A 13,063-nucleotide genomic window follows, 5' to 3' on the forward strand; every position below is an offset into this window, starting at 1 on the left:
AGACTTGCCTGGCCCCCTAAATCCCCCAATTCTGGGAGACGTTGAGCTTCTATCTCCCCCCAGGATTGCGGGCGGGGGGCAAATCATAGTTGCGTTAAGCAACGCCCTAATCTTTGCTCTTGGACCACATCTATTCGGCGGCTAAGGTAGCGATCGCCTCAATTAGTTGCGCTGGCTCAAAGGGTTTGCTGAGGTGGCGGTGAAACCCTGCCGCCAGCGCCTGCCGTCGATCTAGATCGCTGGCGTAGGCGGTTAGCGCGATCGCTTTACAGTACTGGCCCCGACGGTTTAGCTCAGCCCGCATCTGCTGCATCAGCATGTAGCCATCCATTTGGGGCATGGCAATGTCGCTAATTAAGATGTCTATTGCCAGATCGGGCAGGCGTTTCAGCGCCTCCTCAGCGGAGGCCGTAGCGGTGACGGCAGCCCCGGCCTGCTCTAGCACAAACACCAGCATCTCGCGGGCATCAATTTCATCTTCGACCACCAAGATGCTGATCCCTGCCAGGGTGCCACTCTCCAAAGAATTTGACGGGTCGGCAACGAGGTCTGAACTGTCATTCAGCCCGTGGCGCGGGTGGCGCTGGAGGGGCAGGCGTACGGTAAACGTAGCGCCTTGGTCATCGCCGGGGCTAGCTGCGGTGATGGTGCCCCCGTGCAATTCGACTAGCTGCCGGGCGATCGCCAACCCCAGACCCAGCCCGCCAAACTGGCGCGTGGTCTTGCTGTCTGCCTGGCGAAAGCGCTCAAAAACGTGGGGGAGCACCTCTGGGGCAATGCCCTTGCCAGTGTCAGTAACCGTCAGCTCAGCCTGGGTCAGGTGGTTGGCAGCGGGCAACCCAGCTCGGTGGGCAGGTGGGGTAATCGCCCTCAGCTGAATCTCGATGCGGCCGCCCTCAGGGGTGAACTTCACCGCGTTGGCCAGCAGGTTCCAAACCACTTGCTGGAGCCGCCCGGCATCGCCCATCACAGGGGCAACAGCAGGGTCAAACTGGGCGCGCATCTCAATAGCCTTGGCCTCTGCCGCCAGACGCACGGTTTCCATAGCTGCTTCAACGGTGGTCTGAAGCTGCACCGGTGCGACCTCCAAGCTGAGCTTGCCCTGCAAAATACGAGACATATCGAGCAGATCGGCAATCAGCTGGGTTTGCAGCTTGGCGTTGCGCTCAATGGTCTGAAGCCCTCGCGTCAGCGTGGTCGCATCGGGCTGTCGCTTTTGCAACAGCTGCGACCAACCCAAAATGGGGTTGAGGGGCGACCTCAGCTCGTGGGAGAGCACCGCCAAAAATTCGTCTTTGATGCGGTTAGCCGCCTCGGCCTCACTGCGCGCGGTTTGCTCCGCCTGGTAGAGGCGGGCGTTATCTACTGCGATCGCCACCTGATGGGCAATATTCTCAGCTAGGGCCAAGTCGTTGGTGGTGTAGCGACGGCCAGTTTCAGCCATCACAAAGGAAACCGCTCCTAGGGTTTGCCCCCGAGCAATCAGCGGCGCAATGATACAAGACTTCAGACCTAGCCCTTGCAGTAAACGCAGGTGCTCAGCATCGTGGGCCGCCGCCTCTAGCATCACTGGCGGAATATCAGCCACCAGTTGGGTTTGGCCCGTGCGCAAAATTTTGGGCACTCCTTCGAGAGCATCTAACGACGGTGGGTATTGTCGATGCAGCTGCCAGCCCAGTTCGACCTTAGCGCGATCGCAGTGCGCCATCGCCACCCGCTCAATGCCCTGAGTTGGGCCTTGAGGTGGGTGCAGCAAATCGATCGCACACCAGTCAGCAAAAAACGGCACCACCCGATCGGCGACCCGCTCTAGGGTCTCGGTGTGGTTGAGCAGCGAGGCCAGCGCCGTACTGATATCCACCAGTAGCGCTGAGCGAAACTGGCCCGCTTCGGCATCGAGCCGGGCCGCTTGCTCTCGAATCAGCTGAGCCCGCTCAGCCTCAGCTGTTTTGTGAGCAGTAATGTTTGAAAACGAGGCCACGACAGCAAAGGGAGTTGGGGCATCGGGGTGAAACAGCGGCCGGGTGTTGATCGAAATCCAGGTCAGGGTGCCGTCGGGCTTGTGCACCCCCATCACCACGTTAGACTGCGGCTCACCGGTTCGCAGCGTGATCATGGCCGGGTGCTGATCGCCCGCAAAGGGAGAGCCGTTTTCATAGATAGTGGCCCAGCGAGGGTCGAGGGAGCTGCGCCCCATCATTTGCTCGGCGGTCAGGCCCAAAATCTCTTCGGCACTGGCATTGCAGGTAAAAATGCTGCCATCGACATGCTGTAGCACAATGCCTTCGGCCACCGTTTCAATCACCGAGCGATAGCGTTCCTCAGAGGCCTGGAGGGTAGCCTCCGCCTGCTTCTGGGAGGTGATGTCGCTGATTGAGGTGACGACATTGGCAATCCGCCCCTCGGCATCAAACAGCGGCGACGCATTGATGCACAGAATGCTCCTCGTGCCATCGTCGTGGGCAATGGCGTGTTCTACACCGTGCACCGCCGCCCCGGTGCGCATCACCTGGGCAAAGGGCAGGTCTTCTTCCTTAAAGGGCTGCCCGTCGATCGCAGTAATCAGCCAAGCAGGGTCGTTATAGGCGCGACCGGTCAGGTCGCTACAGGTTAGCCTCAAAATTTTCTTAGCAGCTGAATTGGCGCTGACCAACTGCCCCTGGGGGTCAAGAATGACCAAGCCGTTGGGAATGGTCTCAAAAATACTAAACAGCCGGGCCTCGCTGTCGCGCAGGGCATTCTCCATCTGTTTGCGTTCGGTGATGTCGTGCATCACCACCACGGCTCCTTTGCTGCTGCCGTCTAGGGTAGCGATCGCCTGTCCGCTCGCCAACACCGTGCGAGCCTGCCCCCCCTTGGGAGCAATGACCATCTCCGCATCGACCACGCGCTCGCCTTGCAACGCCCGAAATAGCGGAATCGCCTCCTTGGCCAAGGGTGTTTTGCCATCGGGATGATAGAGGTCGTAATAGTCTGCCCACTGGTCGGGGGGTAAGGAGGATTCTGGCAGGCCGTGGAAGTCTCGCGCTGTCTGGTTGAATAGGCTTAACATGCCCGCTTCATCACAGGCGACAATGCCCGCCTGTACGTTTTCGAGCAGCACCCGCAGCAGCTCCTGCTCCTTTTCTAAGGCGATATCAGCTTGCTGTCGTTCTGCAATCTCTAGCTGTAGTTGGTGATTGGTTTGAGAAAGCTCAGTGGTGCGTTGGGCCACCAGGTGCTTTAGGTCTTGCTGCACTTGGAGGCGCACGGCATCGGTGCGCTGACGGTCGAGTTCGGTGGCAACGCGCAGGGCAAAAATGGGCAGCAGCGCCTTGACCAGCTGTACGTTGCCCCAGGGTTTGCTATCCATCACCCCCAGCAGGCCTAAAGGATTGCCCTGGGGGTCAAAAAAGGGAATCGCCGCGTAGCTGTCAATGCTTAGGGTGTGCAGCAAGGCCGCCTGCGGAAACTGCACCCTAATGCCGCCGGCATAACAGCACAGTTCACGTTTCAGCAGCACCTGATCGCAGGGAGTATGGTGCAGCAGATACTCAAAGTTTTCGACAAGTTGCCCCTGGGCGCAGGCGGCAATGGTTTGAATGGCCTCTTGCCCATCGCCCTTGACCAGACCAATGTAGGTATAGTCGACCCCTAGGGTCTGGGTGAGATGCAGCACCAGAGCCGAGAAAAAGGCATCGCCCGTTTGGGTGGCTACCCCTTGGGTGACCGCTAGCAGAGCCTTATCGAGCGCAGCCACCCGGTGAGCGGCCAAACGCAGGTCAAGTTCATCAATCACCATGGCGGCTAGATCTGATAGCATCGCCTGCTGGTCGGGGCCAAAGGTGTCTCGCGGCTGATTGTCAAGCAGGCACAGCGTGCCCAAGATAAAGCCGTCTTGATTGCGTAGGGGTGCCCCGGCATAGAAGCGCAGCCCCAGTTCAGCCTGCACTAGGGGGTTATCAGCAAAGCGACTGTCATAGCGCGCCTCAGGGACCACTAACACATCGTCAGCCAGCAGCGCATGGCTACAGAACGTGCTGTGCCGCTGCATCTCTTGCCCCTCAAACCCATAGCAAGACTTAAACCAGGCCCGAGATTCATCCACTAGGGAAATCAGGACCATGGGCACATTAAACAGTCGGGCGGCCAAAGCGGTGATGCGATCGAATCCGGCTTCGGGAGGAGTATCTAAAATTTCGTAGCGCCGCAGGGCTTCTAACCGTCCCGCTTCATCGTTAGGTAGGGGAGCTGAGGACATTGGCAATTCAGGGCATGTACCAAGAAGGATGAATTATGCCGTTGAGGGGCGTTCTGAATGGTTAGAAGTTATGCCTCGGGTCTAACCCTCGCAGCTTAAAAGAATTTGGATGGGGAAACCTCCCCCCTGGGGCAGACGTGGATTGCGTCACCAGATACATTTGATAGACCCCGCTTTTACCTGTAACCAGACTAGCCATTATTGTGCCCATCCTGGATGCTGCTCATAGCTTTAACGGCTGATCCCAAACTTTAACTAGGCTTAAATCTATACATTTGAACTTCACCCCTGCCTACACCATCTTTTCCTGGCTAACCCGAGCAGCAGGCACAAAAATGCTCCCGCCCTTCTTTGATAAGGCTGGTTAATTTGAGCGATCGCCCCAATTTTCCACAGTAGGCACCAAGGGCATAATCCCTCAATCAGCAGCAGGCAACACCGCAAACTATTACGCTGATCCAGCCGTTGAACCATCCCAGAAGGAGCGTTTTTTGCTCCAACACCAGTGGCTGACGCGGTGACAACAAGGCAGCATCACACCAGGGCCAAAGATGGTAGAAGGAATGTGCGAGCGCCAGTCACCAGCCTACCTAGAGCGAACTAGAGTCTAAGCTAGCCGCCTCCTCAGGCGACTGAGGCAGGTGCAGACCACATTCTTGCTTGAGCCCCTTAAAGCGGGTGTCGCGATCGTTGTCGTCAGCGGCCGTGATCGGACGGCTAGAGTGCCAATCGCCCACGGTCACATAGCCCTGTTCAAACAACGGGTGGTAGGGCAAGTCGTGGGCCACCAGGTAGTCGTACACATCCTTAGAAGTCCACTTGAGAATGGGCAGCAGCTTGTAGCGCCCCCCCTGTTGGCCCACTCGCCCCAGCGACTTGCGGTGGTCAGTCTGGTCCGACCGCAGCCCAGTGAGCCAGGCCGTGGCGTTGAGGTCGCCCAAAGCCCGCTGCATGGGCTCTACCTTACGGATTTTGTCGTAACGGTTGAGCGCCTCTACATCGTGCTGCTCCCACAGACGACCATGCAGCGCTTCCATACGGGCCGGGCTAAGGGGCGACTGGTAAACCTTGAGATTGAGGTCGAGGCGAGTCGAGAGATCTTCAGCAAAACGGTAAGTCTCGACCGGCAAATAGCCCGTGTCAACCCAAATAATTGGGATTTGTGGCACCACCTGAGTCACCAGGTGCAGCATCACCGCCGACTGAATGCCAAAACTAGTGCTGAGAACTAGACCATCACCAAAGGTATTGTGGCCCCACTGCACCAAACTGGTGGCGTCAGCTTCTCCCCACTCTCGATTGATAGCATCGAGGTCAAGAACGGGGGCAGCCTGCCTCTTGCTGGGCAAGAGTGCGACATCTGACATGGGTTTACTCCTTCCGTTCAACAAAGCCGTAGCTCCAGTGCCACAATTCTGTGGTGGTTGTGCTGTCAGCTAGGCCGCCAGCAGAGTGAATTTATGTTTAAGAACACAAAGTTCATGCTACACCGTAGCTCGGTTCCCTGTATTCTCCTCTGCCGGTAGCCGTATTTCGACATTAGCGGATCTACTGATCATAAATGAGTGCAGCAGGGACAATTCGTGACCTGGAGGTCGCTTTTTACGGGAAACCGAACTTAGTGGATCCGTTTTGCAATGAAGAATCGGCCGTTTGCGTGGTGATTTAGCCAAACCAAAGCGTAATTTAACTCCTAAAATCCAGACTAAATCTTGCTGCGAACCCCACGTACCTGCTATGACAATGACTCCTTCCTATCCCCGCGACTTGGTGGGCTACGGCCGCATCCCGCCCCAGGCTCAATGGCCTGGCAACGCCAAAATTGCGGTGCAGTTTGTCATCAACTACGAGGAAGGGGGTGAAAACTGTATTCTCCACGGCGACGCAGCCTCGGAGGCATTTCTATCGGAAAGTGTGGGGGCTGCACCACTGACCGGGGTGCGCAATATAAATATGGAGTCGATGTACGAGTACGGCAGCCGGGCTGGGTTTTGGCGGCTGCACCGATTATTTACTGGCCGGGGTTTGCCGCTGACGGTGTATGCCGTGGCCATGGCGATGGCCCGTCACCCCGAAGCGATCGCCGCCATGGCCGAGGCCGCCTGGGAGCTCGCCAGCCACGGCTACCGCTGGATTGACTACCAATACTTCGGCATTGAGGCCGAGCGCGAGCACATTCGCCAGGCAGTAGAGATTCACACCCAGGTAGCGGGCAGTCGGCCTCTGGGCTTTTACCAGGGCCGCAACAGCCCCAACACCCGCGCCCTGGTGGTCGAAGAGGGCGGCTTTCTCTACGACGCCGACAGCTACGCCGACGACCTGCCCTACTGGAATACTGAGTACGGTAGGCCACACCTGGTGATTCCCTACACCCTCGACAACAACGACATGCGCTTTGCCACCTACGCGGGATTTAACTCGGGGGATCAGTTTTTTGCCTATCTGCGCGATGCCTTCGACATTCTTTATGCGGAGGGCGACGAGTGCCCCAAAATGATGAGCATTGGCCTGCATTGCCGCCTGGCGGGCAAGCCGGGTCGCACGGCGGCACTGGCGAGGTTTTTGGACTATGTGCAGGGGCGCGATCGCGTCTGGATCTGCCGCCGGGTCGACATCGCTCGCCACTGGCACGAGCACCACAGTTTGTAAAGACATCTCTAACCTCGCTATGTCCACGACCATCCCAGTCCCTGTTAATGGGAAACCTATGATTAGGTAATCATCATGGGAGCACAAACAGATGGCCGGAGAAATCATTTCTTACAACGAGATGTGCCAACGGGAAGGCCAATCTAGCCTGCAGCGGGGGATGAACTACGGCATAGGTCAGGCTTACACAGTGATTTTAATGTCAGTGCGCCGCGGTGCACCCTACCGAGATCGATGGGAAGAAGACGGGTCGGTGCTGATTTACGAAGGACACGACGAGCCACGGCATGCCGATAGCCCAGAACCTAAACAAATTGACCAACCCAAATTTACTCGCAGCGGCAGGTTTACTCAGAATGGGTTATTCCATCAAGCGGCACAGCAGTACAAAGAAGATCAAAAACCATCAGCAAGGGTGAGAGTCTACGAGAAGATTATTAACGGAGTATGGTCTTACAACGGAGTTTTTTCGTTGATCGACGCCTGGCAAGAATCTGATGGTGTTAGAGATGTATTTAAATTCAAACTCATAGCTTCTTTTGAAGATGAGCTGATAGAAGAAGCATGGGACATACCACCTCTTACCGAGCGGCGACGTATTATTCCATCGACCGTTAAACAGAATGTCTGGAAGCGTGACGGAGGTAAGTGCACAGTCTGCGGAGCATCCGATGAGTTGCACTTTGACCACATCATTCCTTTCAGCCAGGGAGGCACGTCTCTGACCGCTGAGAACGTTCAGTTGCTTTGTGCCAGGCATAACTTAGAGAAAAGTAACAGGATCATCTGACGTAAATTAGATTTCTTGGCTCAAATAGCGCAACTCCCATGCATCCCCCCGATATCCGCTGGGTTCAGCGATTCGCTAACTTCGAGCGCACGTTTTTGCTGCTGCGCGATGCCTTAACGATCGAGTCGCCCTCCCTGGCGGAGCGTGCGGGAATCATTCAGTTCTTTGAACTGGCCTTTGAGCTGGCGTGGAAGGTGATGAAAGACTATGAGGAGGCCGAAGGCATCGTGGTGAGAACACCCCGAGAGGCGATTAAACAGGGATACCAGATCGGTCTGATTAGTCAAGGGCATAGCTGGATGAGTGCTTTGCAAGACCGCAGCCTGACCACGCATACCTACAATGAAGCCACAGCGATCGCCGTCGAAGCCAGCATTCGCAACGACTACTTTCCCCTGCTGAGCGAACTTTACCAAGTCCTAAAGGTCAAGGCTGATGGTTAACGCCTACGGTCTCACAGAGAGCGACATGGCTCAGATCGTCGGGGCTTGCGGCCAGTTTGAGGAAATTGCGGCGGTGGTGCTGTTTGGATCTCGGGCCAAGGGCAACTACAAGCCAGGGTCAGACGTAGATTTGGCGGTGAAGGGCGATCGCATCACCCGCCGCACCATCGCCCAGCTGGCCGACCTTCTGAATGAAGAGCTGCCGCTGCTCTATTTCTTCGACGTTGTTCACTACAGCAGCTTGGATCAGCCGTTGGCTGACCACATCGATCGCGTTGGGGTAGTCCTTTACGACGGGGCTAACGCGTTCCCTCAAACCTCTGTTCCATAGCACATTCCGTTAGGCGGTATTATCAACTCCAACGCTAGTCGGCGAGGGAGCTAAGAGTGCTGAGTCCTAGGATAATCGGACGGCTGTTGCGCGTGGCTCAGGCCATCGATGACCTGAGCGAGTGGATTGGCAAAAGTCTGAGCTGGCTGGTGCTGCTCACCGTTGCCGTGGGCTTTTACAACGTTATGGCCCGCTACATTGGCCGCTTTTTGGGCTTGCAGCTAGCTTCTAACGGGCTGCTCGAGTTGCAGTGGTATCTATTTTCGCTCACCTTCTTGCTCAGCTTTCCCTACATCCTCCAGCAGGGGGGGAATGTACGGGTCGATTTTTTGGAGGCGGGCTGGAGCGATCGCCGCAAGGCCATGATTAGCTTTTGGGGCACGGTGCTGTTCCTGATTCCGTTCTGCGTACTGGGGCTGTGGGTGACGGTGAACCCGGTAATGCAGTCGTGGGGGCTGCTGCCCGACGGCACCTGGGGCCGCTGGGAGATTTCTCCTGACGCCAGCGGGCTGCCTAGGGCACCGATCAAATCAATGGTGCTGGTGGGCTTTGGGCTGCTGCTGCTCCAGGCTGTGGCCCAAGCGATCAAGTATTGGGCGGTGTGGTGTGGCTACATCGAGGGCAGACTGCTGCCGGAGGCCGAGGCTGACCTCCCTCCCCTGGAGTGAGCGGTCATGGGCGATGTCATAGTTTTCAGAATGCAGTTTCTTGAGTCCCCCTTGTAAGGAGCGCCATGAGCTACGAGTGGTTAGCGATCGCGATGTTCGTTGGCTTCTTTTTGATCTTGATGAGCGGCTACCCCGTGGCGTTTTCCTTTGCCGGTACGGGGCTGGTATTTGGCCTGGTAGGCTGGCTGCTGGGGGCGTTTGAACCCGCCCGCCTCTTGCTGCTGCCCAACATCTGGTTTGGCACCATGGCCAACTTCACCCTGCTGGCGATTCCATTTTTTGTGTTTTTGGGCGCGGTGCTCGAAAAGTCGGGTCTGGCGGAGGAGCTGCTAGAGACCATCGGCCTGGTGCTCGGCCCTCTGCGCGGCGGCATGGCCCTGGCGGTGGTGCTGGTCGGCACCCTGCTGGCGGCGGCGACTGGGGTGGTGGCCGCCACGGTCATTCTAATGGGATTGATTTCGCTGCCGATTATGCTGCGCCACGGCTACGACAAAGAGCTGGCCGCTGGCACCATTATTGCCTCGGGCACCCTGGCGCAGCTAATTCCGCCCAGCCTGGTGCTGGTGGTGCTGAGCGACCAGCTGGGGGTGTCGGTGGGCGATCTGTTTTTGGGAGCGCTGATTCCGGGGCTGATGCTGGCCGGAGCCTACGCTGTCTACGTGCTAATGGTGGCCTACTTCAAACCCGGTACGGCCCCGCCGCTGCCCCTAGCAATGCGCCAGATCAGCCGCTGGGAGCTGCTAAAGCGGGCGCTGAAGGCGATCGTGCCGCCGGTGCTGCTGATTTTTGTGGTGCTGGGCAGCATCTTTTTTGGCATTGCCACCCCCACTGAGGCGGGTGCGGTAGGGGCCGTGGGTGCCTGCGGCCTGGCCGCCCTCAACCGGCGGCTGACGCTCAAGCTGCTGCAAGAGGCCGCCCACGCCACAGCGATCGTGACTGGGGTCGTGCTGATTATTCTGTTTTGCTCGTCGTTCTTTGGCCTAGTGTTTGATGCGCTGGGGGGTAAGACTCTGATCACCAATCTGCTGGTGAATCTGCCGGGAGGCTACCTGACCTTTTTGCTGGTGGCCAACCTGGTAATTTTTGCCATGGGGGTATTTCTAGAATTTATTGAAATTTGCTTTATTGCCATGCCGCTGCTGGTGCCCGCTGCTCAGGCGCTAGGCATCGACATGGTGTGGTTTGGGGTAGTGATGGCGCTAAATTTGCAGACAGCGTTTATTTCGCCACCTGTCGGGTTCTCGCTGTTTTATTTGCAGAGCGTGGCCCCAAAGACCATTAGCACCCGAGAAATTCACCGCAGTGCGCTGCCGTTTATGGCCATTCAGCTAGTGGTGCTGATGGTCGTGATGGTGTTTCCCCAGACGGTGAGCTGGCTGGTGGAGCGATCGCTCCAGTAGCCCCGCCTAGGCGGGTGGCTCGCCCCCAGCCTTCAAATTGCTGTAGACAAAGCGTTCAAAGGCCCCTTGGTTGAGCTGGCTCCAGGCGTAGATGCGATCGCGAAATCCGCGCCAGTCGTCATAGATGGTCTTGAAGTCGGCATCGCTAGCGGCAAACTCGTCGTAGAGGTCAAACGTGGCCTCCTGGGCGGCGGTCATAATCTCGGCGCTGTATTCGCGCAGCTGCACGCCGTCGTCAACTAGGCGTTGTAGAGCCTCGTTGTTGCGGGTTTCGTAGCGCGCCAGCATTTCTAGGTTGGCCTCAAAGGCAGCCGTACGGACAATCTGCTGATAGACCTCAGGCAGTTGATTCCACTGATCGAGGTTGATCTGCACTTCGAGAGTGCTCCCCGGTTCCCACCAGCTAGGGTAATAGTAGTACTGGGCCACCTTATTCAGCCCCAGCTTTTCGTCGTCGTAGGGGCCAACCCACTCGGCAGCATCGATCGCCCCGGTTTGCAGTGCCTGAAAAATCTCGCCCCCAGGCAGCGTCTGCACCGTTACCCCCAGCTTGCTCATCACCTGGCCCCCCAAACCGGGTATGCGCATCTTGAGCCCCGCCAAGTCGCTGACGCTGGCAATCTCGCGGCGAAACCACCCCCCCATCTGCGCCCCGGTATTTCCAGCGGGGAACTGAATCACGTTGAACTGACGGGCGTAAAACTCCTGGAGCTTGTCCAGCCCGCCCCCCTCGTAGAGCCAGGCGTTTTGCTGCTGAGGAGTCAGGCCAAAGGGCAGACTGGCCCCAAAGCCCATCACCGGGCTGCGCCCCACGTAGTAGTACGACGCTGTGTGACCACAGGGCACTGCCCCCTGAGAGACCACATTGAGCACTTCCAGGGGTGGAGCAATTTCGCCAGCGGAGCGGGGTGAAATGGTAAACCGCTCGCCGCTCATGGCGCTGACGCGATCGGCAAAGGTTTGAGCCCCACCCAAAATTGTGTCGAGGGCAGCAGGCCAGCTGGTAGCCATCTGCCAGTCAATGCGGGGCAAATCCTCAGCAGTGCCCTCTGCCACGGGGGAAGAGGCCCCGGTGCAGGCCGCCACACTCGCGGTCGTAGCCGCCGCCACACCCCAGGTTGTCGTTTTAACCAATTGCCGACGCTTCATGGCACCTCAACGTAGGGAAACCTCAGAACAAAACAAAGCAGCAGCCATCAATCGGCGACTGCTGCATATTCAAACTGAGGTCGATTGTCCTATAGGTTGAGATCTGTCTACGCTATCAGTAGGAAATCGTAAGAAATCAAACCCTGCACCGCAGACACTAAGCTAGGCGGCCATTAATGCTGAATTAGTTGGGTTTTAACCCGCTACTACTCGCTCAGAATCTTAGGCACCTTGAAGAAGCCATCTTCGCAATCGGGGGCGCAGTCGAGAATAGCATCTCGTTCGGCGAAGGTCTGGAGACTATCGGTGCGGGTGATGTTGCTGAGCTCGATGGCGCGGGTAGTAGGCTCTACGTCGTCGGTGTTGAGCTCCTTGAGCTGCTCCACATAGTCGAGAATGCCGCTGAGCTGCCCGGTAAACTGTGCTTCTTCTTCCGCAGTGAGTTCTAGGCGGGCCAAAAGGGCAACTTTGCGAACTTGTTCAAGATCGATCATGGAAACGTTATCCAGAAAGGGGAATTAAATCTCATCGGCTATAGGTTGGCTGAGATGCAATGGAACCCAACAACTGTTACCGAGCTGAGGGAGACCAGGGCAAAAGCCAACCAGTAGAACGACAATTGAGGGTGGGCATTGCCCACCCTACAGGCTACAGCTTGGTACTCTGTCAAGTTGCACAACTGGGGCATTTCGTAGATTGAGTGCCGCTAACGCTCTACGCAACCTGCAGGGAATCAAGGATTTTAAGCGTGACCAACCACTAGAAGAAAATGTCATTCTTCATGCGGCCGGTGTTCTTCATCCAGTTTTGGGCTTCGATGTAGTTGTTGGGGGCAATGGTGATGGCCTCTAGCCAGAAGCGGGCTGCCTCATCAAAGAGATTTTCGGCGGTGTCGGTGTCGCCACTGGCCTCGGCCTGCTCGCCCTTGTAGTGGTAGATCACCGCGATGTTGTTGAGGGCCTGGCACAGGCGAGGGTTTAGATCGAGTGCCTCCTTATACTTCTCTAGGGCGATTTCATGTTCGCCGTTGCTGGCGTGAATCAGGCCCATGTTGTAAAGAATGAAGCTTTTATCGTAGGGTTCTTCTTCCAGAGTCAGGGCCTCGCGGTAGTTTTCCATGGCCTCAGCGTATTCCCCATCGGCCTGGGCAGACATGCCGTCGCGGTAGTAGGCAAAGGCCTCCTTCTGGCTCTTTTTAGTGGGCATTATCTTCAAAATCATGTCGGCCATGACGGTGAAGGATTTATCGATGAAGTTGTCGTTGCGTTGGGTTCTTGGCATGGGTAGCTACGCGCAAATGAGGGACTTAACGCTTACCTAAGCCCGATGGCGGTGGTGTTGCCGCAGCAGTTGCTCGGGGGCCTAGGCTAGACAAATATATAAATTACACTAG

Annotated in this window: 11 protein-coding genes; 6 read left to right on the plus strand and 5 right to left on the minus strand. The window is 57.0% G+C overall.

What is annotated here, in order from left to right:
• Positions 1-130 precede the first annotated feature (130 nt).
• Both H6F57_RS06175 and H6F57_RS06180 read right to left on the minus strand, forming a co-directional pair.
• Positions 131-4,240: a PAS domain S-box protein gene (locus H6F57_RS06175; protein WP_190627564.1), complete on the minus strand. Its 4,110-nt coding sequence runs from the start codon at positions 4,238-4,240 to the stop codon at positions 131-133.
• A gap of 590 nt (positions 4,241-4,830) precedes the next feature.
• On the minus strand, positions 4,831-5,607 hold the full coding sequence (locus H6F57_RS06180) for a phosphoadenylyl-sulfate reductase (RefSeq protein ID WP_190627562.1): 777 nt from the start codon (positions 5,605-5,607) through the stop codon (positions 4,831-4,833).
• A gap of 376 nt (positions 5,608-5,983) precedes the next feature.
• Here H6F57_RS06180 and puuE point away from each other — a divergent pair, with 376 nt between their 5' ends.
• From puuE to H6F57_RS06210, 6 genes are all read left to right on the plus strand, one after another.
• Positions 5,984-6,889 carry an allantoinase PuuE gene (puuE, locus tag H6F57_RS06185; RefSeq protein ID WP_190628082.1) on the plus strand — a complete coding sequence of 302 codons (906 nt, stop codon included), beginning with the start codon at positions 5,984-5,986 and terminating at the stop codon, positions 6,887-6,889.
• 91 nt (positions 6,890-6,980) lie between these two features.
• Positions 6,981-7,679 carry an HNH endonuclease gene (locus tag H6F57_RS06190; RefSeq protein ID WP_190627560.1) on the plus strand — a complete coding sequence of 233 codons (699 nt, stop codon included), beginning with the start codon at positions 6,981-6,983 and terminating at the stop codon, positions 7,677-7,679.
• Between the two features lie 38 nt (positions 7,680-7,717).
• Positions 7,718-8,122 (plus strand): nucleotidyltransferase substrate binding protein, encoded by a 405-nt coding sequence (locus tag H6F57_RS06195; RefSeq protein WP_190627558.1) that lies wholly within the window; start codon positions 7,718-7,720, stop codon positions 8,120-8,122.
• A complete protein-coding gene (locus H6F57_RS06200) occupies positions 8,115-8,453 on the plus strand; it encodes a nucleotidyltransferase domain-containing protein (RefSeq protein ID WP_190627556.1) in 339 nt (112 codons plus the stop codon). The genes H6F57_RS06195 and H6F57_RS06200 overlap by 8 nt, the downstream gene beginning before the upstream one ends.
• Positions 8,454-8,527: 74 nt before the next feature.
• Entirely contained in the window at positions 8,528-9,121 is a 594-nt protein-coding gene (locus tag H6F57_RS06205; RefSeq protein WP_190628080.1) for a TRAP transporter small permease subunit, read from the plus strand.
• Positions 9,122-9,186: 65 nt separating this feature from the next.
• Positions 9,187-10,521 (plus strand): TRAP transporter large permease subunit, encoded by a 1,335-nt coding sequence (locus H6F57_RS06210; RefSeq protein ID WP_190627553.1) that lies wholly within the window; start codon positions 9,187-9,189, stop codon positions 10,519-10,521.
• A 6-nt stretch (positions 10,522-10,527) separates the two neighbouring features.
• Here H6F57_RS06210 and H6F57_RS06215 read toward each other — a convergent pair whose 3' ends face one another.
• The 3 genes from H6F57_RS06215 to H6F57_RS06225 form a co-directional block, all read right to left on the minus strand.
• Positions 10,528-11,670 carry a TRAP transporter substrate-binding protein gene (locus tag H6F57_RS06215; RefSeq protein ID WP_190627551.1) on the minus strand — a complete coding sequence of 381 codons (1,143 nt, stop codon included), beginning with the start codon at positions 11,668-11,670 and terminating at the stop codon, positions 10,528-10,530.
• Positions 11,671-11,876: 206 nt separating this feature from the next.
• The gene (gene gatC / locus H6F57_RS06220) at positions 11,877-12,164 is read right to left on the minus strand and encodes an Asp-tRNA(Asn)/Glu-tRNA(Gln) amidotransferase subunit GatC (protein ID WP_190627549.1); all 288 of its coding nucleotides are present in this window, start codon (positions 12,162-12,164) and stop codon (positions 11,877-11,879) included.
• Positions 12,165-12,429: 265 nt separating this feature from the next.
• Entirely contained in the window at positions 12,430-12,951 is a 522-nt protein-coding gene (locus tag H6F57_RS06225; RefSeq protein ID WP_190627546.1) for a photosystem I assembly protein Ycf3, read from the minus strand.
• Between the last annotated feature and the right edge of the window lie 112 nt (positions 12,952-13,063).

This window comes from Leptolyngbya sp. FACHB-60 (assembly GCF_014695775.1).
In the GTDB taxonomy this organism is placed as follows: Bacteria; Cyanobacteriota; Cyanobacteriia; order Phormidesmidales; family Phormidesmidaceae; genus Nodosilinea.

What these genes read in the sequence shown, in the direction of transcription:
- H6F57_RS06175 (WP_190627564.1), bottom strand. Translation starts at nt 4,240, where the DNA reads ATGTCCTCAGCTCCCCTACCTAACGATGAAGCGGGACGGTTAGAAGCC.
- H6F57_RS06180 (WP_190627562.1), bottom strand. Translation starts at nt 5,607, where the DNA reads ATGTCAGATGTCGCACTCTTGCCCAGCAAGAGGCAGGCTGCCCCCGTT.
- puuE (WP_190628082.1), top strand. Translation starts at nt 5,984, where the DNA reads ATGACTCCTTCCTATCCCCGCGACTTGGTGGGCTACGGCCGCATCCCG.
- H6F57_RS06190 (WP_190627560.1), top strand. Translation starts at nt 6,981, where the DNA reads ATGGCCGGAGAAATCATTTCTTACAACGAGATGTGCCAACGGGAAGGC.
- H6F57_RS06195 (WP_190627558.1), top strand. Translation starts at nt 7,718, where the DNA reads ATGCATCCCCCCGATATCCGCTGGGTTCAGCGATTCGCTAACTTCGAG.
- H6F57_RS06200 (WP_190627556.1), top strand. Translation starts at nt 8,115, where the DNA reads ATGGTTAACGCCTACGGTCTCACAGAGAGCGACATGGCTCAGATCGTC.
- H6F57_RS06210 (WP_190627553.1), top strand. Translation starts at nt 9,187, where the DNA reads ATGAGCTACGAGTGGTTAGCGATCGCGATGTTCGTTGGCTTCTTTTTG.
- H6F57_RS06215 (WP_190627551.1), bottom strand. Translation starts at nt 11,670, where the DNA reads ATGAAGCGTCGGCAATTGGTTAAAACGACAACCTGGGGTGTGGCGGCG.
- gatC (WP_190627549.1), bottom strand. Translation starts at nt 12,164, where the DNA reads ATGATCGATCTTGAACAAGTTCGCAAAGTTGCCCTTTTGGCCCGCCTA.
- H6F57_RS06225 (WP_190627546.1), bottom strand. Translation starts at nt 12,951, where the DNA reads ATGCCAAGAACCCAACGCAACGACAACTTCATCGATAAATCCTTCACC.